The sequence below is a fragment of the Paenibacillus sp. 203 genome (assembly GCF_037027525.1).
In the GTDB taxonomy this organism is placed as follows: Bacteria; Bacillota; Bacilli; order Paenibacillales; family Paenibacillaceae; genus Paenibacillus; species Paenibacillus polymyxa_B.
In genome coordinates, this window is the sequence record NZ_JAXCHD010000010.1 from 48,181 (window position 1) to 68,138 (window position 19,958).

The following is a 19,958-nucleotide window of genomic DNA, read 5'->3' on the forward strand; positions in this document are numbered from 1 at the left end:
CTTACCTCCCAAGGAGCAACATTAATGTACATTATCTCCTGAGGGCATTTTTTTATTCGCCGTTTCCATCGCTTCCGGATATACCCATGCATTATACCATTTTATTAAATTCTTTTCGTAAGCGCTTTATAATTCGCTTTTCCAGACGCGAAATATACGATTGCGAGATACCCAACAGGTCAGCAACATCCTTCTGTGTCTTCTCCTCTCCGTCTTGTAAGCCGAAGCGCAGCTCCATAATCAAACGCTCTCGATCCGTCAATTTATCCAGTGCCTTATGCAATAATTTACGGTCCACCTGCTCCTCAATATTACGGTAAATGGTATCATTTTCCGTGCCCATCACATCAGAAAGCAACAATTCATTACCGTCCCAATCTATATTCAGAGGCTCATCAAAAGAAACTTCCGTTCTCGTTTTACTATTGCGACGCAAATACATCAAAATCTCATTCTCAATGCATCGAGAAGCGTATGTGGCAAGTTTGATTTTCTTCTCCGGATCAAAAGTGTTAACCGCTTTGATTAGTCCAATAGCACCGATGGATACGAGATCCTCAATGTTGATGCCCGTATTCTCAAATTTACGGGCAATATATACGACTAACCGCAAATTTCTTTCGATTAGCATCGACCGTACTGCCGCATCTCCAGAAGAAAGTTTTCCCAGCAAATATTCTTCTTCGTCTCTCGTCAGCGGTGGGGGGAGCGCCTCGCTGCCGCCAATATAATAAATTTCTTCACTTTTTAGCCCAAATAAAAATAAAATACGATAATATTGCAATTGCAATGCTAACCTAATTTTCATCTTCAATTTCATCTGTTCCCGCATATCATTCTCCCCCTTTTGAAAATAGTGCAATTCCAGCTGTGCTCCGCCCATTTCACCATTGGATATTTCTCGTCGCCTTCAGACATCATTTTGTGTTTATGCACTGTCATCCTGATTCTGTAAAATGCTCACCAATATGTGCATCTTGTTTCTGGTTGGTATCAGCACTGCCCTCTTCTTGTGCCGTCACATCCGGGTGGATGATGGCGCGATACTTACCCTCTGCCGACAATGTCCCCCCGTCCAAGCCAATCAACACTCGATGATGTACAAAATGAACCCCATTCATCATCACCTCTACCCGGTCTGGTTTAAGGGCGAGCATAAAGGAATGATTGCGGTTAATTCCACGATAGGGGACGAGCCGAACACGATCCTGCCAGCTAAACGATTCGTCCCCCAGTTCCATCACCAGTTGGTCAGCATTACCCTCAGAACATTTTCGGAGCCAGGAGGCGGGCAAATGCGATTCCCACAAGGCCGCCTCCATGACCATCACCGGGGTTCGGGTCAAAGGATCATAAAGCTGATTACCTGTATCCAACAAGCCTGTACACTCAATATGATCCTGCCCAATCCATACCTGCACTTGTCCCAAAAACCCACTCATCCTTTCTGTGCGCTGCTTTGAGGACTGCACAATACGAAAGAAAAGCATCACTCCGCCAAATGCGCATAAAATAAACCAGAATGCGATTTTGAGTTCAAAGGACATTCCACCCGAAGCGGTATACCAGATGCCGTTAAACAATTCCCCCGTATTTTGGAGAAAATAATGCATCCCCAAAATGCCACCTGCAGCTACAAAATTGATCATGTAAAAAGCACCCATTGTACGAAGATACTTTTGCATGCTGCCAAATCCAAAAGCCACCAGCAGCATTATGACCGATAATGCCAGTTTGATCAGGAATGTAAATAAAAAGGACAGTTCCGGCACAAACATCATGACCACATACATTGCGCCGATTCCAGCTGAAGTCAACAACCTCCACCACACTGGACGGATTTTTCTCATCCAGGCGGTGACCATCAGCAACACAGCATCAATGAACAAATTGGCCAAAAAAATCAAGTCGATATAAACAACCAAGGCTTCACCCGCCCAGCGTTTGCAGGATAGGATTAAGTATAGTAGTCATGCTGTTCAAAGTCTGTCTAACGGTGGGGACGGTGACCGACTAATTTTGTCGGAAAGAGGAGAAGCGCCTGAACTGCAAGACACGGAAAACAGAAAGAAGCCCGCATCTCCAGGGAGAATGCGGGCAATCCGAATTGAAACTAGTTATCGTTATTATTATTGCGCGAACGGTTACGTAAGAATGTAGGAATGTCTAATTGGTCACTGCTTTGAGTGTTACCAAATGGACGCAAGTTAGGAGAGCCTTTTTCCGCCGATTCGGAAGTAGCCGGGTTGGCTGCCGGTTTACGTCCCGGTGCCGGTTGACTTGGCTTGCCTTCAAAGCCAGTGGCAATGACGGTAACCTTGATCTCTTCTTTCAACTCTTCGTCAATGATAGCACCGAAAATCATGTTTACTTCCGGATCGGAAGCCGATGTTACAATTTCAGCTGCTTCATTAACCTCATACAAGGACAGGTTGTTGCCGCCAGTGATGTTCATAATCACACCACGAGCACCTTCAATGGATGTCTCCAACAACGGGCTCATGATAGCCTTGCGTGCTGCTTCAGCCGCACGATTTTCACCAGTTGCTTCGCCAATCCCCATCAAAGCGGAGCCACGCTCCGTCATGATCGTCTTAACGTCAGCAAAGTCGAGGTTAATTAGACCCGGTACAGCGATCAAATCTGAAATACCTTGAACCGCCTGACGCAGAACATTGTCTGCTTCACGGAATGCTTCCAACATTGGGGTTTTCTTGTCCACAATTTCAAGCAAACGGTCATTCGGGATTACAATCAAAGTGTCTACTTTTTCTTTTAATCCTTCAATACCAAGTTCAGCTTGATTGGAACGCTTACGACCTTCAAACGTGAATGGTCGGGTTACCACGCCTACAGTCAGCGCGCCGCATTCCTTGGCAATTTCAGCAATGACAGGAGCCGCTCCGGTTCCAGTACCGCCACCCATTCCCGCCGTTACGAATACCATATCCGCACCTTTGAGCGTATTCATAATGAGCTCACGCGACTCTTCAGCCGCTTTTTTACCCACATCAGGGTTAGCGCCGGCACCCAGACCGCGGGTCAGCTTATCCCCAATTTGAAGCTTATGCTCAGACTTTGCTAAATGAAGTGCCTGGGCATCTGTATTGACTGTAATGAACTCCACACCCTGAACACCATTTTCGATCATTCGGTTAACCGCATTGCTGCCGCCGCCTCCGACGCCGATCACTTTAATTTGAGCCAAGCTCTCCATTTCAAAATCAAATTCCAACATACTATTCCATCTCCCCCTCAATGTGCATGGATGGCCCGTCCATGATTGGCATAATTAGCAATGAACGTTATATAAATTCACTGAACATATTTTTTAAGCGTTCAATCAACCCCTGCTTTTGCTCGCCTTCCGTAGCGGGACTACTACTACTTTTGGTTCGGTTAGTCGGCTTCTTGGTACTTCCGCCACTGTTGCTAACGCTAGTCGATCTTCCGCGATAGTAACGAATAGCATTATGCAAGATTCCAACTCCGCTCGTGTAGCCCGGATCCCTTACACCGATAAAATCAGGTACGGCGATCCTTACGGAAGCGGCCAGTTCGCTTTGTGCCACCTGAAGTACACCAGGCATGGAGACGGTGCCTCCGGTAAGTATATAACCTCCCGGAAGCTCTGTGTAACCCAAGCGCTTAACTTCCGCCTGAATGAGTTGAAAAATTTCCTGCACTCTCGGCTCAATAATAGCAGCCAAATCCTGCTGGTTGAATTCCTTATCCACATTACTGCCGATACGCGTCACTTTAAAGACGACATCGGCTGCCGCATCATCATACCATGCGCAGCCGTATTTAAGCTTTACCTTTTCGGCTTGATCGGTAAGGGTTCTCAGTCCGTAGGCAATATCATTGGTTACAAATTCTCCACCAATCGGAAGTGTTGATGTGGCAACAATCGTTCCTTCCTGGAAAATGGCAACATTCGTAGATCCTGCACCAATATCCACCAGCACTGAACCCATCACCTTTTCATCCTTCGAAAGAGACAATTGTCCGGCTCCAAGAGGCAGCAAGACCAGATCTTTAATCCTCAAGCCGGCTTTCTCAACGCAGCGCAACAGATTATGTATCGGGGTCTTGCCTCCAGTAACAATCGTAGCCTCTACTTCGAGACGAACTCCAATCATACCGCGAGGGTCCTGAATGCCTTCAAGGCCATCCACGACATACTGCTTGGCTACCACGTCAATAATTTCTCTCTCCGGTGGTACGGCAATAACCTCAGCTGCCTTCAGTACACGCTCAATGTCCTCCTCACCGATTTCACGGTCCTCGTTGGACACGGCTACTACGCCATGACTATTTTGCAGGCCAATATGATTGCCTGAAATCCCCACATACACTTCTGTTATTTGAATACCAACCATGCGTTCTGCGTGATCCACGGCGTTACGGATTGATTGCACGGTTTGATCAATGTCTACAATTGCACCTTTGCGAATCCCTTCCGAGTCGGCAGATCCAACTCCAATAATATTAAAGGTTCCATTATTCATTTCCCCAATAATAGCCCGAACTTTGGATGTACCGATGTCCAAACTAACAATGATGTCATTGTTGCTCAAGTCTGTGGCACCTCCTGACTCCAAAATGAATTTCGTTCTTTAAACACACTCTGTACATATTCAACAAACTCCATGCTTTCCCTCTTTTTTCTACAAATTTTTTAGAAGCCAATTTATGGTTGCAGTCACATAAAAATTTGAAGAAAAAAGAAGGAGGCAAGTCTATTACCCATAAAATCAATTCTAGCATTTTTTCACATCACTGAGTAGTATCTTTTTCTTGGCCCTCTTCACTCGTATCCGGTTTGAACGGAACGTAGGAATCCGCCTCCAACATGGTGATCAAACCTGGATCTTCTGTTTCTAGCACCTGGTTCAAATAGCTGATTTTAGAATTCAGTAGAGAAACAGTTGTAATAACCTCAAACTGGGAACGCGTGTACATTTTGATGCGATCCGGAAAAGAAGGAATCGGTGCGGGAATGATTTCCGAAATATCGGCTGTCCATTCCCCCGGAATGCGCGATAAAGCATCACACAGCTTCGCTTTGTACGGATCATCAGATTTCCATTTGGTCAAAATAGGCTTCTCAACAGCTATTCCGCTACTTCCCACGCTCACGCTTGTCCCATTCGCTAGAATAGCACGAAGGCTCCCGTCACTCTGCAACTCGTAAGCGACCGTAGCAAACTCTTTAATGTGAATAGCAATAATACCCGGAAACTGCTTGTCCACTGTGACTTGCTGTATCGATTGAATTTCCCGCAGCTTCTCAGAGATGTCGGATGAACTGACTCCGAAATACTGGTCTCCAACAGCCAGACCGCTTCGATTAAGAAGCTGATCTCGGGTCGAAAATACATTACCATCAAAACGAATTTCAGAAACCCGACTCAACGAAGAACGGAAAAAGAGAACAGCGAGCAGTACGATAAACAACAAAATGAGAAGAATAGCAATCTTCCGGCTTGTTCTTTTTTTCGTTCTGTTCTTTTTAAGAACAGGTATTTGAGCATTTGGCATAGCTTCTCTCCACAAAAGCCTTTTGTCCCCCCGTTAACGGAGGGACATTACAGGCATTAATTTACGAAATCCAGTTGCTCCGGCACCGGAGACTGACGGCTCATTCGGGCACCCAATCCCTGGAAAAGACGTTCGATCCGGTCATACCCTCTGTCAATATGATGAACCTGCTCGACAATAGTACGTCCTTGAGCCGCTAGACCCGCTATGACCAGCGCTGCTCCTGCCCGCAGATCGGTAGCCTCTACCGTAGCCCCGTACAGACGAGAAACTCCTCTTATAAAAGCAGCATTTGCATCAACCGTAATATCAGCACCCATTACATTTAGTTCATCCACATGTTTGAATCGGCTTTCGAAGACGGTCTCTTTCATGACACTAAATCCGTCCGCCAAAGAAAGCAAAACCATGACCTGTGATTGCAAATCCGTCGGAAAAGACGGGTAAGGGGAGGTAACGATCCTCTCCACTGCTTTGGGACGACTCATACAACTTACGGTCATTATATCATTCAAGATGCCGATTTGAACACCAGCCCGCCTGAGGACGTGAATCAGAGCAGACAAGTGGGATGGATTGCAGTGGGTCAGCGACACACTTCCTCGTGTAGCTGCAGCTGCAATCATAACCGTTCCAGCTACTATGCGGTCAGGAATGACCTCATACGTACACGGATTGAGACGACTGACCCCCGTGATTGTAATCGTGTCGGTTCCAGCACCAATAATGCGGGCTCCCATGGCATTCAAGAAGTTTTGTAGATCCTGAATCTCCGGTTCCCTCGCTGCATTGGTGATCGTTGTTCGTCCTTCAGCCAACGCAGCGGCCATCATAATATTTTCCGTTGCACCTACACTCGGGAAATCCATGTGGATGTCCGAGCCGATTAGCTTGTGGGCTCGAAACGTAATTTGCTCGTCTTTTTCCTCTATCTCTGCGCCAAGAGCTTTTAAGCCCTCTAGGTGAAGATCAATTTTGCGCTCGCCTATGGCGCAGCCTCCGGGCTGGTAAATGGAAACCTCTCCATATCTGGCGAGCAGCGGTCCCATCAGAAAGATAGATGAGCGCATTTGCTTCATCAAATCTTCCGGAATTTGGAACGTTCGGACGGACGACGTATCCACGTATACCGTTTCCTTTTCATGTCGGCATGTACAGCCGAGTCTTTCAAGGATGTGCAGCATGACCTTAATGTCTAAAAGATGGGGCACATTCCGAATTTCTACCTTACCTTGTGCAAGTAAGCTCGCTGCAAGAATAGGTAGTGCCGCATTTTTTGCCCCATGGATACGTATGGTGCCTGACAGGGGACGGCCTCCCTCAATCACCAATTTGTCCAATGTATCACCTCCGAGTTTACCGCTCACCCACTACGAAAACCTCCGGAACTAGCTTGATGCCGGTTTGAGATGATATTGTACTTTGAATATGCTTCATTAGGGTAAGCACGTCCTCTGCTGTCGCTTGACCGGTATTTACAATGAAATTGGCATGCTGTACAGATACCTCAGCGCCTCCCGCCTTCAAGCCCTTGAGACCTGCGCTCTCAATAAGACGAGCAGCATAGTCACCTGGAGGATTACGGAACACGCTTCCTGCACAAGCTAACTGTAGCGGCTGGGTCAGCCGACGGCGGTCTTTAAAAGCCGCAAGCGCTGCTGAAATTTCCTCCCGATCGCCCCGCTTCATCCGAAACACTGCCTCTGTCACCATTCCACGTTGCTCATGCAACACGGAATGACGATAGCTGAAATGCATATTGTCAGCATCGTACACAGCCAATTCCCCTGTATCCAGCACAATCTCAGCGGACTGGAATATTTGTGACACATCAGACCCATGGGCACCGGCGTTCATGTAGACAGCCCCACCGACTGATCCTGGGATACCACCAGCAAATTCAAGACCGGACAGGCCCTGCTTGCTGGCCATAACGCACAGTTTGACCAGTGAAACGCCTCCTCCAGCAACGATCTGTTCATCCTCAAAATGAACATAATCAAATCCTGGCCCCAGCTTGATCACAAGTCCCCGTATCCCTTTGTCAGAGACGAGCATGTTGGAGCCCCGCCCCAACTGCATCCAGGGAATTCCGTGCTCGCTAGCTAGCTTCAAAACTCTTGCCAGCTGCTCTTTGGTATCCGGGATGACAAGTGCATCCGCAGGGCCTCCAATCTTCCATGTCGTATATTTGGACAGCGGCTCATGCTCCAGCACTTTTCCGATATCATGCTCCGCTAATAATGGCATCCATTGCTGCATTGTACTGAAACCTCCTTGTTGCTTGCCCCGCATGGTTATAAGGCTCTCACCTGACAACCGGCAGCCTGAGTGATGGTCACAATCTATAGGGTATCCTATGTAAATACCATCCGGTGTGTGACAACCGCCCAATTCTGCGCTGCAGACTACCTTTTATGGGCAAGACGTTCCATTTCTTTTACTAAAATATCTGCTGAGTCAGGCTTGCCGAGCGCAGACGCCGACTCTGCCATGCGACTTCGCCGTGCCTCATCCTTCATAATTCCCGCTATAGATTGAAATAGGGCCGGGCCACTCAGTTCCTTTTCTACAATCATGACGGATGCGCCTGTCTTTTCAAGTGTACGAGCATTAGCCTCCTGATGGTTATTCGTCACATTAGGTGATGGGATCAGAATGGACGGAATGCCCAACGATGTGATCTCTGCCAAGAAGGACGCACCTGCGCGATTAACAATTAATGAGGTACAAGCCAGCACCTCTGGCATATTGTGAATATAGGGAAGCACATGTAGATGATTGGGCAATGAGCCGATCTGATTCCGTATGCTACCCAGCGTTTGCTCATAATAAGATTCACCGGTTACATATACAAAATGGACGTCTTTCAGTTGCGAAAGTTGCGGAGCCATTGCAATCATGGCGTCATTAATGGCCTTCGCTCCCCTGCTGCCACCGACCACAAGGACGACCGAACTGTTCATCGGAACCCCAATTGTAGCAAATCCCCGATCCCGGTTAGCCAAACGAACTGTTGTAGCACGCGGGTTCCCAGTGTACAGTACATTTTTAGCTTTGGGGAAAGCTCCTTCTGAGCCTTCAAAGCTAACAGCCACTGTATCCACATAGCGACTCAGAAATGTATTAGTCAACCCTGGAATTGCATTTTGCTCATGAATAATGCTGGGAATTCCCAACTTGGAAGCTGCATAAACGACGGGTCCGCATACATATCCCCCAGTGCCAATAACGACATCTGGCTTAAATTTCTTTAATAATGCTTTGGATCTGCGAACCCCTTTGAAAAAGCGCATGATCGTCTTTATATTTTCCACAGACAAGCTGCGACGAAATCCTGTGATATCAATAGCCTCAAATGGAATTTTTTCCTGAGGAACCAACTTGCTTTCGAGTCCTCGTTGACCGCCAATATATAAAAATTCAGCGTCCGGATCAATCTCTTCGCACTGTCTGGCTACGGCCAGCGCCGGATAAATATGCCCTCCGGTGCCGCCGCCGCTCAACACGACGCGCATAAACGTTCACCTCGCATAACGTGATAAATTTAGTAAAATGCCCAGAGCTGTTAGCATTAAGGTCAGAGAAGAACCTCCATAGCTGATTAAGGGCAGTGTTATTCCTGTCACCGGCATTAAACCGATAACGACACCAATATTAATGACGACCTGTACGGCGACCATTGCGACAATACCCACCGCAAGCAAACTGCCATAGGTATCGGGAATGGTTATAGCGACACGCATTCCTCTCCATACGAGAACCAAAAAGAGCCCCAGCACCGTCATTCCACCGATAAAGCCAAGCTCCTCCGCCAAAATGGAAAAAATAAAATCAGTTTGCGGCTCAGGAACGTAGCTATATTTTTGTCGACTCATGCCGAGTCCCAAGCCCGCCAGCCCGCCAGGACCAATCGCATATAGCGATTGAATAATTTGATAGCCTGCGCCAAGCGGATCGGACCAAGGGTCCAGAAAAGCGGTGATGCGCTGGAGTCGATAAGGCGCAGCTGCAATCAGTGCAGCAAACCCTGCTGCTCCCGACAGAGCCAGCAGACCGAGATGCTTCATACGCGCGCCTGCCGTAAATACGATGAGCATGGACGCTCCCATCATTACCGTGCCTGTGCCCAAATCGGGCTGGAGCATAATAAGCCCAAAAGCCAGTCCCATGAGTCCAAGCGGGGGCAACAGGCCGCGCGTAAAAGAGCTAATATCATAGTCAGGACGACTGAGCCAACGAGCGAGAAAAAGAATCATACCTAGCTTCATAAACTCGGAAGGCTGAATGCCGAAAGAGCTAATACCGAGCCAGCTTCGTGCCCCGCCTCTTACTACACCAATGCCGGGAATTAATACGGCAACCAGTAGCGCTAGACAGATCAACAACACGACCTTGGCATATTTCTGCCAGATCCGGTAGTCCGTTCTGGCAGTAAAGTACATCGCTACAAGGCCGAGCCCTGCAAACAGCAATTGCCGCTTTACAAAATAGTAGGAGTCCCCGTACTCGTGAAAAGCGAGGACGGCGCCCGCACTGTATACCATAACCATGCCGATGGCTAATAAGCTTACAATACAAACGAAAAGCCATAGATCCGGCGCTGGACGAGATTGCTTCATCAGGAGGCCACCCCTTGCATAAAAGTAGGGGCTTATCCAACCCCCCTACTTACAATTTATGCGCCGCCTCTTTAAAAATACGTCCACGCTCTTCATAGGATCGGAACATATCCCAGCTTGCACAGGCGGGTGAGAGTAATACTACATCTCCCATCTCAGCAAATTCAGCAGCCTTGTTCACAGCCTCCACGAGCGTAGCGGCGGCATCCTCCCCATTATCGACGACCTTGACATGCTCTATTCCGGCCTGCTGGGCCCGCTCAGCCAGCTTATGCCGTGTCTCACCCAAGAGCACAACGGCTTTCACACCTTCCTGCAAGGAAGGTACGAGCTCTGTATAATCAGAGCCGCGATCCAATCCTCCGGCAATGAGTACAATCGGTTGCTTAAAGGAAGATAAGGCCATCATTGTTGCTTTCGAATTGGTTGCTTTGGAGTTATTGTAATAAGCTACACCAGCGTGTTCTAAAACATATTCAAGCCGATGTTCGACGCCGCGAAAAGTACTTAATGGTTCCGCCAAATTCGCTGGTTCTGCGCCTGCAGCAATGGCGATTGCGCAAGCAGCAAGAGCATTTTCTACGTTAAAACGACCCGGAAGTCCAATCTCAGCTACGCCTATAATGGGATGCAGCACACCATTTCCATCGCGGTATACGATGCTACGTTCAATATCATCCGTCACATCCGGTATGTATGGCGGGTCAGCGAACAACCCTTCCTGCAAACGTTCTGTCATAGAGAACGGAAGCAGCTTCGCTTTTATATAGGGTACGAGCTCCCGGCAGACGGGGTCATCCCAGTTCACCACCGCAGTATCCGCTGCCGTTTGATTGGCAAATAGACGCGCCTTGGATGCAACGTAGTCCTCCATGCCTCCGTGGTAGTCCAAATGGGTCTCAGCTACATTGAGCAGGCAGGCCACAGTGGGCTTGAAATCTTTTGTTCCTTTTAACTGAAAGCTGCTCAGCTCCACAACCATCCACTCGTCCGACTTGGCATCCACAGCCGCCTCACATACGGGCGTACCGATATTACCAGCCACGATTGGATTCATGCCGGATGCTTCCAACAGCTTGCCTACCCAAGTGGTCGTGGTCGTCTTTCCGTTGGAGCCAGTAATTCCGATGATCGGAGCTTTACATAGATGGTAGGCGACCTCAACCTCGGTCACGACCTCAATGCCGAGCTCGACAGCTTTCTGTACAGGAGGGGCCGTATAAGGAATCCCTGGATTTTTGACAACTAGCTTCACTCCAGGATGAATTAGCCCTTCTGGGTGACCCCCACATAAAACGGAAATTCCCAAAGCCTCTAATTCAGAAGCTTCGGGACATTGTTCCCTATCCTTTTTATCATTGACTGTCAGCTTGGCTCCGGCCTGGTGCAGCACCTTGGCAACTTGCACGCCGCTTTTAGCCAGACCGATAATGACAACTTCCTGATCTCTGTATGCGTCTGGATGGTTCATTTGTCTACAACCCCTTGTTGAGATAAAGTCCGAGTCCTGCCAACAGCAGTCCTACAGCCCAGAATGTAATAACTACGCGCCATTCGGACCAGCCGGACAGCTCGAAATGATGATGAATCGGGCTCATTTTGAAAATACGCTTGCCACGTGTTTTAAAGGAAGCTACTTGCAAGACTACGGACAGCATTTCAATTACGAATACACCACCGATAATGAGGAACAAAATTTCGCTTTTCGTAACGATGGCAATGGCACCTATGGCGCCGCCGATTCCCAGCGAGCCTGTATCACCCATAAACACCTTGGCAGGATGAGCATTATATACGAGAAATCCGAGTACAGCGCCAATCATAGCCGCTGAGCATACTGCTGCCGGAAGCGAGGTTGCCTGAATCGCGACAATGGCATAAGCAGCAAAGGCAATGGCACTTGTACCGGACAGCAGCCCGTCCAGCCCATCCGTGAAATTGACAGCATTGCTAATCGCCAGCATCATGATAATGATGAACGGATAATAAAACCAGCCGCCCCAATCAAATGACCATGACGTTCCAGGGATGCCGATCGCAGTACTATGATCATTGCTAAGCAGAAGCCAGCACATGATCGCACCGAACAATAATTGCCCAAACAGCTTTTGACGCGCCGTCAGACCTAACGAGCGTTTGAATACAATTTTGATATAGTCGTCCAAAAAGCCGATCAGCCCAAAACCGAGCGTAGCAACCAACAGAACGTAAAAGTCCGTATTTTTGATAGCTGAAAACTTAAGAAAGGTCAGCGTAAAAGCCACCAGAATCACGATACCGCCCATTGTAGGCGTACCTATCTTTTTAAGATGGCTTTGTGGCCCGTCATCCCGGACCTGCTGGCCGAATTTCATTCGCCGCAGCAGCGGAATGAGCAGTGGAGCGGCAATGACCGCCAGTATAAACGATACGACGATCGTCAGCAGTAATAATTGAATATCCATGGGAGTCTCCCTCTCGTCAACATCAGTTCTGTAGCGGACCGTTTTTCAGCGCATCCACAATTTCTTCTAGTCGCATCCCTCTGGATGCCTTAACCAGCACAATATCATTGGCGTGGAGATGAACCTGCAAATGCTGGATCAGCTCTTGCTTATCTGTATAAGCGTGCACGTTAGCAGTTGGCATCAACCCTTGCGCACCCTGCGCAATCGAAGTGCCTAACGCACCGTAGGTATACAGTACCTCTACGTCGTGCTTTGCCGCGAAAATTCCAATCTCCTCATGGAATTGCTTTTCCTCAGGTCCCAGCTCCAGCATGTCACCAAGCACGGCGACTTTACGTCCGTCCGTTTTATACGCAGACAACGTCTGAATGGCAGCCTTCATTGAAGCCGGGCTGGCATTATAAGCGTCGTTTAGCACGGTAAGTCCATTAGGACAGTTCACGACCTCAATGCGCATGCCCGTCAGTTTTAAAGACGATAACCCTTTACGTATATGGTCTGCATCGACATTGAAATGACGCGCTACCGCCAGTGCTGCCAAACCATTTACAACATTGTGCTGTCCAAGCAAGGGAAGCCGGAAAGCCTCTTTGCCAGATTGGGCTGTTATGAATAAGCTACCTTCTCCATCCGAAGTGATTTCAGTCGGATAGTCATCATTGCCTGTAGCTAGCCCGAACGTAAACAATTTCAAACCTTCAGGCTTGACCGTTTCAGACTCCGCCAACACTTGTGAAAGCAGTGGTTCATCCCCATTGTAGATCAGCAAACCACCAGGCTTAAGGCCACTTGTAATCTCCAACTTTGCACGAGCGATTTCCGTTCGAGAACCAAGCTGCAGCAAGTGCGATTCGCCTATGTTCGTTATGATAGCTACATCTGGTTGAGCGATATTAGCCAGCAGACGAATCTCTCCGCGCCCACTCATGCCCATCTCCAGAATGAGAATATCTGTATCCTGCGGCATGGAAAGTACCGTTAAAGGCAAACCGATATGATTGTTATAATTCCCTTCGGTTTTGTGTACTTTAAAAGTCGTACCCAGCAGAGCGTTTACGATGTCTTTCGTTGTCGTCTTGCCGTTGCTTCCCGTGATCCCAACGACAGAAACGCCAATTTCGCGTAAGTATGCAGCTGCTAGAAGCTGAAGGGCTTCTAACGTATCCTCTACCTCAATAGCGTTCTCAGCCGGAGGTGCTCCATGATCCTTTTGCCATAAAAATGCAGCTGCACCTGCCTCGCTTACGATCTGCTGCACATAATTATGTCCATCAAACCGTTCGCCCACGAGTGGAACAAACAACCCTTGGCTCTGCGGCCTGCGAGAATCTGTAAAAACGCCTTCGACCATCTGTTCGGCGTCCGCTTCTCCATGAAGTGTTCCTCCACACATAGATGCAATCTGACCGATTGTTCTTTTCATCACTTGGATAAACCCCTTATCGCTTCTTTGGCTACGATGCGATCATCGAATTCATGCACCGTTTTTCCGATCAACTGGTAAGTCTCATGACCTTTTCCCGCAATCAATACTACATCGTCAGGGCTTGCCATTTCAACAGCTTTATGAATTGCAGTTCTGCGATCCACGATCAATTCGTATCGTTCTGCGGGTACACCTTCGTCAATCAACCCTTGTTCGATGTCTTTCAAAATCACTTTCGGGTCCTCTGTTCGCGGATTATCGGAAGTAATAAACGAATGATCGGTGTAACGCGCAGCAATTTTCCCCATCAACGGACGTTTTGTACGATCCCGGTCACCGCCGCATCCAAATACACACCATACTTTACCGACCGCAAATTCCTTTACGGTGCGAAGAACATTTTCTAATCCGTCCGGTGTATGGGCATAATCTACAATAACAGCAAAGGGCTGACCCGCATCTACAGGCTCTACCCGCCCATCTACGCCTGCGATAGACTCTAGACTGCGCTTGATATCCACTAGCGAGATTCCTTCCAGCAAAGCAGCGGTAATGGCCGCCAGTGCGTTGTACACATTGAACTTGCCCACCATTCGAAGCTCAATATCGGTATCTCCTTTAAAAGTAGACACATGGAAGGAGGTTCCCTTGGAACCTATAGTGATACGAGATGCCTGCACATCAGACTCCTTTTCTACGCCGTATGTAATCACTTGGGCCGCAGTTTGAGCCTGCAAATAGGAAGAAGCCGGATCGTCTGCATTCAGAACAGCATATTTGCTATCTGATGCATCCCGCGAGAAAGCATTTCCCAACCTAGAGAACAAAAGTCCTTTTGCAGCACGGTACTCCTCCATTGTGTTGTGGTAGTCCAGGTGGTCCTGCGTCAGGTTTGTAAATATAGCGGTGCGAAAATCAGTTCCTTTGACGCGGCCCTGCTCCAACGCATGTGAGGATACTTCCATGACACAGCATTGAACCCCCTGCTCTGCCATATTTCCGAGATAACGTTGCAGTTCCACCGCTTCGGGCGTAGTGCCAGACATTGGGTAAGACTGACCTCCGTAACGCATTTGAATCGTACCAATCAGTCCGGTGTTCACCCCGGCATCCTTCATGATCTTTTCAATCAGATAAGTTATCGTTGTTTTACCGTTGGTTCCGGTTATGCCGATCATGCGCATACGTCGGCTCGGTGAATCAAACATATAATCCGCCAAAACCGCCATGGCATGTCGTGCATCCTTAACTACAAGTTGCGGAACAGGTACATCCAGTTCCCGTTCAACGACCAATGCTGCCGCCCCGGACGCAATTGCCTGCTCAGCATAGTCATGTCCGTCCACTGTAAAACCTGGCAAACATAGAAATAAATCTCCCTGTTGCACTCGACGTGAATCCGCCCCGATTCCTCGGCAATCCACTGTACCGTCACCCACCACACGGGAGACGGCCAGCAGTGAAGCCAATTGTTGAAGCTGCATCTTTCATTCCTCCATTGCTCTCTCGTTATTCATAGTATGGTATAAAATGAACCTATCAATCCCCCATGTAAATACGGATCGTTGATCCCCGCTCCAATCTGGAGCCCGGCTTCGGCGCCTGACTCACGACCGTCTTGCCTGACCCAGATTTCACGAGCATAAAGTTCATATTCATATCTTCGTACAAATCAGCTGCAGTAGCACCTACCAGATCAGGTACCGTTTCGATCGGATTTTCTCCATACTTGTACTCTTTGGCAATTTGATTGGTGCGAGGCGGTATTTTCAAGGCAATCAGCGCGTCCTTTAAAATATTTTGCACGATTGGCGCAGCAACCACCCCGCCGAATTGAATGCCTTTCGGGTTATCGACAGCGGTATAAACGACGATTTGCGGATCATCCGCCGGTGCAAAACCAATAAAGGATACAATATGCTCCGAGGAAGAATAACGCCCGTTAATCACCTTTTGTGCTGTCCCCGTTTTACCTCCCACCCGGTAGCCTTCAATGAAAGCAGGACGACCTGTACCTTTAGCAACGACGCTTTCCAGCGCTTCCCTTACCTGTAGGGAGGTTTCCTCTGAAATAACCCTACGTACCAGTTCTGGCTCTACTTTTTCCAGCACTTTTCCGGTTCCCGGCTGAACCCAACCTTTTGTAATGTGAGGCTTATAAAGATTACCGCCATTAATTGCCGCTGATACAGCCGTAACCTGCTGGATCGGAGTAACAGACACCCCTTGACCAAAAGCGGTTGTAGCCAGCTCTACAGGACCGACCTGAGGTAGTTTGAACAAAATACCGTTGCCCTCACCAATCATGTCGATCCCCGTTTTGCTGCCGAAGCCAAAATTGCGAATGTATTTGAACAGTGTTTCTTTACCTAATCGCTGCCCCAATGTTACAAAACCAGGGTTGCAAGAATTCTCCACCACTTGAAGGAAAGTTTGGCTTCCATGTCCGCCTTTCTTCCAGCAACGCAGGCGTGCTCCACCGACTTCAATATATCCCGGATCAAAAAAAAGGTCATTTTTGAGATTAACCTTCTTTTCTTCCAAGGCAGCAGCCAGTGTAATAATTTTGAAAGTAGACCCAGGTTCATATGTCATCCAGATAGGCAGATTTCGATTATAGATTTCAGGCGCATATTGCTTGTATTGCGCTGGCTCATAGCTTGGTCGTCCAGCCATGCCTAATATTTCACCCGTCTTAGGGTTCATAGCTATAGACAATGCGGACTTCGCCTGAAATTTGACCATGGCTTGGTCAAGCTCCCGTTCCATAATGGACTGCACAGACTTATCAATGGTTAATTGTAAATTCAGTCCATCCTTCGGTTCAATGTATTTTTCAGAAGAACCAGGCATTAGACGACCACCTGCATCCGATAAATAAGCAATGCTTCCGTCGATTCCCCGAAGCTTACTGTTTTGCTGCTTCTCTACGCCTGTCAGCCCTTGATTATCAATTCCTGTAAACCCAAGAATATGAGCCGCTAGATCACCATAAGGATAATAACGTTTGTTGTCTTCAGCAACAACGATACCCGGCAGCTTCAAATCACGAATTTGCTGCGCTTTCTCCATCGTAATTTTTCGTCCGCCGGGCTGAAGTTTTTGGCTTGCTGTTCGTTTGGTAATCAGCTTGAGCACTTTATCCTCACTCATATCCAGCAAGGGTGCCAGCCTGCGTGCCGTTTCTTCCGGCTTCTTAATTTGTACTGGTATCGCCATGACTGTCGGCGAACTGACATTATAGGTCAGCGCCGTACCCTGCCGATCCAAAATTTCGCCACGCTTGGCGGCAAATGGAATATTGCGGCGCCACGAATCCTCAGCCTTGGCCGAGAGCTCGCCTCCTTTACCCAATTGAACATAGGCGAGCCGGATCAACAAGGCCGCAAACAGTACAAATAATCCCATTAGCCCCCATACCAGCCTCCGCCGCATGGTCACGTTAGATTTTTTCAAACGCGCTCCCTCCGTTCCTCAAATACTCATGACATGTCTTACCTCATGAATATTCAAAAGAACGGACATTAGAACAAGCTATCAGTTATCCTCGCCTTTAATCGCAGCAGCACTTTCCTCATCTGCAACAGCAGATATTCCTCCGTTAGGAGCTCCCGAGTCTGTTCCAGCATCAGCAGTAGTACCGGAATCGGTTTTAGTATCGACCTCCGTTTTTGTTGCGCTGCCGATCTGGTTAGCTGCAACTCCATTGGTCGAGTCCTGTGTTTCCTCCGGTTTCACTCCGGTCACCGTTTCTTTGGCCGGCTGAAGCGTCACGCTGACGATCCGCTTTCCATTTGACATTTGCGCCTTTTGAGAGACAACATAACCTTCGCCGCTTACCTGCACACCAACCTTCATAAGGGTCAGAACTTGAAGTGTGTCACGCAACGAAACACCTGTAAAATCAGGAATAGTCATGTTGGCACTATCCTCAGTCAGCAAGTAAATGCGTTGTCCGGGTTTCATTTTGACGCCTGCTTCAGGATACTGGCGAACAATTTTGGAGCCTTTGCCTACCGTTTCATAGGCAATTCCCTGTTTGAGCAATGCATTTTGCGCATCCTTCTTCACCTGACCAGTTAATGTTGGTACCGTTGGCAAATTCACTGTTTTTACAACAGCGCCACCTGATTTATTCGTTTTAGTTCCCGTTTTGGGAACTCCCATATATAGCAGCGATTGGGATACGATTTTTTTAAATACAGGCGCTGCTGCTGTACCGCCGCCTACTGATTTGTTGGGTTCGTCCATAACAACCAAAACAGCTATTTTCGGATCATTTACCGGTGCAAAACCTATAAAGGACACGACATCCTTCGAATGGTCATATACTTTTCCGACGACCTTCGTCGCTGTACCTGTTTTACCAGCTACACGATATCCGTCAATATAAGCAAGGCGTCCCGTACCAATTTCTTGGTCAGATACAACCTGCTCTAGATAGCTGCTTGTCTGGACTGCCGATTCCCGAGTAATCACTTGGCGGACTTCCTTCGGTTGAATCGTCTGAACTTCGCCTGTATCTGGGTTGATGATTTCCTTCACCAGATGAGGCTGCATCAGCTTCCCACCGTTAGCAATTGCCGAGATGGCAGCTACCTGCTGGATTGGCGTCACCTGAACACGTCCGTGTCCATATGAAGCGGTTGCGACCTCGGATTTGTACTGGGTATGGAACGTAATAGCTCCGGTAGACTCACTTGGAAGATCAATGCCCGTTTTCACGCCGAATCCAAAGTTATTAATATATTTCTTCAGTCTCTCGCCACCCAACTTATCCAAACCCAGATGGACGAAACCAACATTACTTGAGCGCTTGACTCCCTGCAGATAGGTTAACGTTCCCCAGTTGCGGCTTACATCACGAATATCCCAGCCTCCGACCCGAATCATACCAGATTGGTAAGATTCATTTGGATTGAACACCTTTTCTTGAACCGCAGCTGCCAAGGTTACAATCTTAAACGTGGAGCCAGGCTCGTAGATAGATTGAGTAGCATTATTACGGAAATATTCCAAGGGTGTACTCCCATATGTATTGGGATTAAAATTCGGATAAGTTGCCATACCAAGAACATCCATCGTCTGGGGATCAGCAGCTACTACAGTCATCGTTTTCGGGTTGTATTTTGCAATAGCTTCCTGCATGGCATCCTCTATATAATACTGAATCGTATCGTCAATCGTCAGCTTTAAATTTTTACCATTTTGTGCCGGCTCATAGACACTTTCCGATCCTTGAAGAGGAACTCCTTTCCGATCCCGCTGATACAGAAGCTTTCCAGCCGTCCCCGAGAGCTCTTTATTATAATAAGCTTCCAACCCCATACCTGCTGTGCCATCTTTTCTTTGATAGCCAAGAACATGGGAAGCCAGCTTATTTTCCGGATAATAGCGTTTGGATTCTTGAACGGTGTCCACAGCTCCAATTACTTCATACTTATCCTTCAAATACTCTTTGAACGTATCCACTTGCGCCTTGATCTCAGGGTCTACCTTCCAGCCCCCATTACGAATCTCGCGATTTTTTAAGTAGTTCCCCTTTTTATCCTTTGCAGAAAGATGTCCTCTAAGCTCATCCTCAGGCGTTTTGAGTAACTGGTGCAGCTTAACTACAACCTCATTCTCCAAATCATACTCCTGAATGATGCTAGGATTGACAACTACCGTATAAGCCGGTGCATCCGTAGCCAATACGTTTCCTTTACGGTCCGTAATGGTTCCACGCTTGGGCTGAATCACCTGATCTCTTTCTACTTGATTAACTACCAGGTTATGCCAGTACTCCCCGCTCACAACTTGAATCCAAAATACCTTAAGTAGCAGAACAAGAAAAAAGAGGGTAATACATCCCCCTATTAGCAGTGTGCGAAGCTTTATTCTTTTGACCATAGCTCAAACCTCTCTGCAAAAAAATGT

15 protein-coding genes are annotated in these 19,958 nt (G+C 47.9%); all 15 read right to left on the reverse strand.

Translation table 11 applies throughout. The features are described from left to right. Positions 1-91 precede the first annotated feature (91 nt). The 15 genes from sigE to WA407_RS21050 all read right to left on the reverse strand — a co-directional run bounded on the left by sigE (position 92) and on the right by WA407_RS21050 (position 19,931). Entirely contained in the window at positions 92-832 is a 741-nt protein-coding gene (sigE, locus tag WA407_RS20980) for an RNA polymerase sporulation sigma factor SigE (protein WP_013311082.1), read from the reverse strand. A 106-nt stretch (positions 833-938) separates the two neighbouring features. After that, positions 939-1,925, reverse strand: a complete 987-nt coding sequence (gene spoIIGA, locus WA407_RS20985) for a sigma-E processing peptidase SpoIIGA (protein WP_235309386.1) — start codon at positions 1,923-1,925, stop codon at positions 939-941. A 188-nt stretch (positions 1,926-2,113) separates the two neighbouring features. After that, positions 2,114-3,238, reverse strand: a complete 1,125-nt coding sequence (gene ftsZ, locus WA407_RS20990; protein WP_013311084.1) for a cell division protein FtsZ — start codon at positions 3,236-3,238, stop codon at positions 2,114-2,116. Positions 3,239-3,305: 67 nt separating this feature from the next. Further along, positions 3,306-4,580 carry a cell division protein FtsA gene (ftsA, locus tag WA407_RS20995; RefSeq protein ID WP_336078290.1) on the reverse strand — a complete coding sequence of 425 codons (1,275 nt, stop codon included), beginning with the start codon at positions 4,578-4,580 and terminating at the stop codon, positions 3,306-3,308. Between the two features lie 199 nt (positions 4,581-4,779). Then, entirely contained in the window at positions 4,780-5,544 is a 765-nt protein-coding gene (locus WA407_RS21000; RefSeq protein WP_061828510.1) for a cell division protein FtsQ/DivIB, read from the reverse strand. Between the two features lie 56 nt (positions 5,545-5,600). Further along, positions 5,601-6,911: a UDP-N-acetylglucosamine 1-carboxyvinyltransferase gene (gene murA / locus WA407_RS21005; RefSeq protein ID WP_336078291.1), complete on the reverse strand. Its 1,311-nt coding sequence runs from the start codon at positions 6,909-6,911 to the stop codon at positions 5,601-5,603. After that, a complete protein-coding gene (murB, locus tag WA407_RS21010; protein WP_235309384.1) occupies positions 6,901-7,806 on the reverse strand; it encodes a UDP-N-acetylmuramate dehydrogenase in 906 nt (301 codons plus the stop codon). Before murB ends, murA begins: the two co-directional genes overlap by 11 nt. Positions 7,807-7,952: 146 nt before the next feature. Next, complete coding sequence (gene murG, locus WA407_RS21015) at positions 7,953-9,062, reverse strand: undecaprenyldiphospho-muramoylpentapeptide beta-N-acetylglucosaminyltransferase (protein ID WP_336078292.1); 1,110 nt, start codon at positions 9,060-9,062, stop codon at positions 7,953-7,955. A 6-nt stretch (positions 9,063-9,068) separates the two neighbouring features. Continuing rightward, a complete protein-coding gene (gene spoVE, locus WA407_RS21020) occupies positions 9,069-10,166 on the reverse strand; it encodes a stage V sporulation protein E (protein ID WP_061828513.1) in 1,098 nt (365 codons plus the stop codon). Between the two features lie 49 nt (positions 10,167-10,215). Further along, positions 10,216-11,637, reverse strand: a complete 1,422-nt coding sequence (murD, locus tag WA407_RS21025; protein WP_254350273.1) for a UDP-N-acetylmuramoyl-L-alanine--D-glutamate ligase — start codon at positions 11,635-11,637, stop codon at positions 10,216-10,218. A 4-nt stretch (positions 11,638-11,641) separates the two neighbouring features. Then, entirely contained in the window at positions 11,642-12,610 is a 969-nt protein-coding gene (gene mraY / locus WA407_RS21030; protein WP_013311092.1) for a phospho-N-acetylmuramoyl-pentapeptide-transferase, read from the reverse strand. 22 nt (positions 12,611-12,632) lie between these two features. After that, the gene (locus WA407_RS21035) at positions 12,633-14,036 is read right to left on the reverse strand and encodes a UDP-N-acetylmuramoyl-tripeptide--D-alanyl-D-alanine ligase (protein WP_336078339.1); all 1,404 of its coding nucleotides are present in this window, start codon (positions 14,034-14,036) and stop codon (positions 12,633-12,635) included. After that, positions 14,036-15,523: a UDP-N-acetylmuramoyl-L-alanyl-D-glutamate--2,6-diaminopimelate ligase gene (locus WA407_RS21040; RefSeq protein WP_336078293.1), complete on the reverse strand. Its 1,488-nt coding sequence runs from the start codon at positions 15,521-15,523 to the stop codon at positions 14,036-14,038. Before WA407_RS21040 ends, WA407_RS21035 begins: the two co-directional genes overlap by 1 nt. A gap of 55 nt (positions 15,524-15,578) precedes the next feature. After that, complete coding sequence (locus WA407_RS21045; protein ID WP_336078294.1) at positions 15,579-17,495, reverse strand: stage V sporulation protein D; 1,917 nt, start codon at positions 17,493-17,495, stop codon at positions 15,579-15,581. Between the two features lie 81 nt (positions 17,496-17,576). Beyond that, a complete protein-coding gene (locus WA407_RS21050) occupies positions 17,577-19,931 on the reverse strand; it encodes a penicillin-binding transpeptidase domain-containing protein (protein WP_336078295.1) in 2,355 nt (784 codons plus the stop codon). Between the last annotated feature and the right edge of the window lie 27 nt (positions 19,932-19,958).

Coding starts and splice junctions, on each gene's coding strand:
- sigE (WP_013311082.1), bottom strand. CDS start 832: ATGCGGGAACAGATGAAATTGAAGATGAAAATTAGGTTAGCATTGCAA.
- ftsZ (WP_013311084.1), bottom strand. CDS start 3,238: ATGTTGGAATTTGATTTTGAAATGGAGAGCTTGGCTCAAATTAAAGTG.
- WA407_RS21000 (WP_061828510.1), bottom strand. CDS start 5,544: ATGCCAAATGCTCAAATACCTGTTCTTAAAAAGAACAGAACGAAAAAA.
- murB (WP_235309384.1), bottom strand. CDS start 7,806: ATGCAGCAATGGATGCCATTATTAGCGGAGCATGATATCGGAAAAGTG.
- murG (WP_336078292.1), bottom strand. CDS start 9,062: ATGCGCGTCGTGTTGAGCGGCGGCGGCACCGGAGGGCATATTTATCCG.
- spoVE (WP_061828513.1), bottom strand. CDS start 10,166: ATGAAGCAATCTCGTCCAGCGCCGGATCTATGGCTTTTCGTTTGTATT.
- murD (WP_254350273.1), bottom strand. CDS start 11,637: ATGAACCATCCAGACGCATACAGAGATCAGGAAGTTGTCATTATCGGT.
- mraY (WP_013311092.1), bottom strand. CDS start 12,610: ATGGATATTCAATTATTACTGCTGACGATCGTCGTATCGTTTATACTG.
- WA407_RS21035 (WP_336078339.1), bottom strand. CDS start 14,036: ATGAAAAGAACAATCGGTCAGATTGCATCTATGTGTGGAGGAACACTT.
- WA407_RS21040 (WP_336078293.1), bottom strand. CDS start 15,523: ATGCAGCTTCAACAATTGGCTTCACTGCTGGCCGTCTCCCGTGTGGTG.
- WA407_RS21050 (WP_336078295.1), bottom strand. CDS start 19,931: ATGGTCAAAAGAATAAAGCTTCGCACACTGCTAATAGGGGGATGTATT.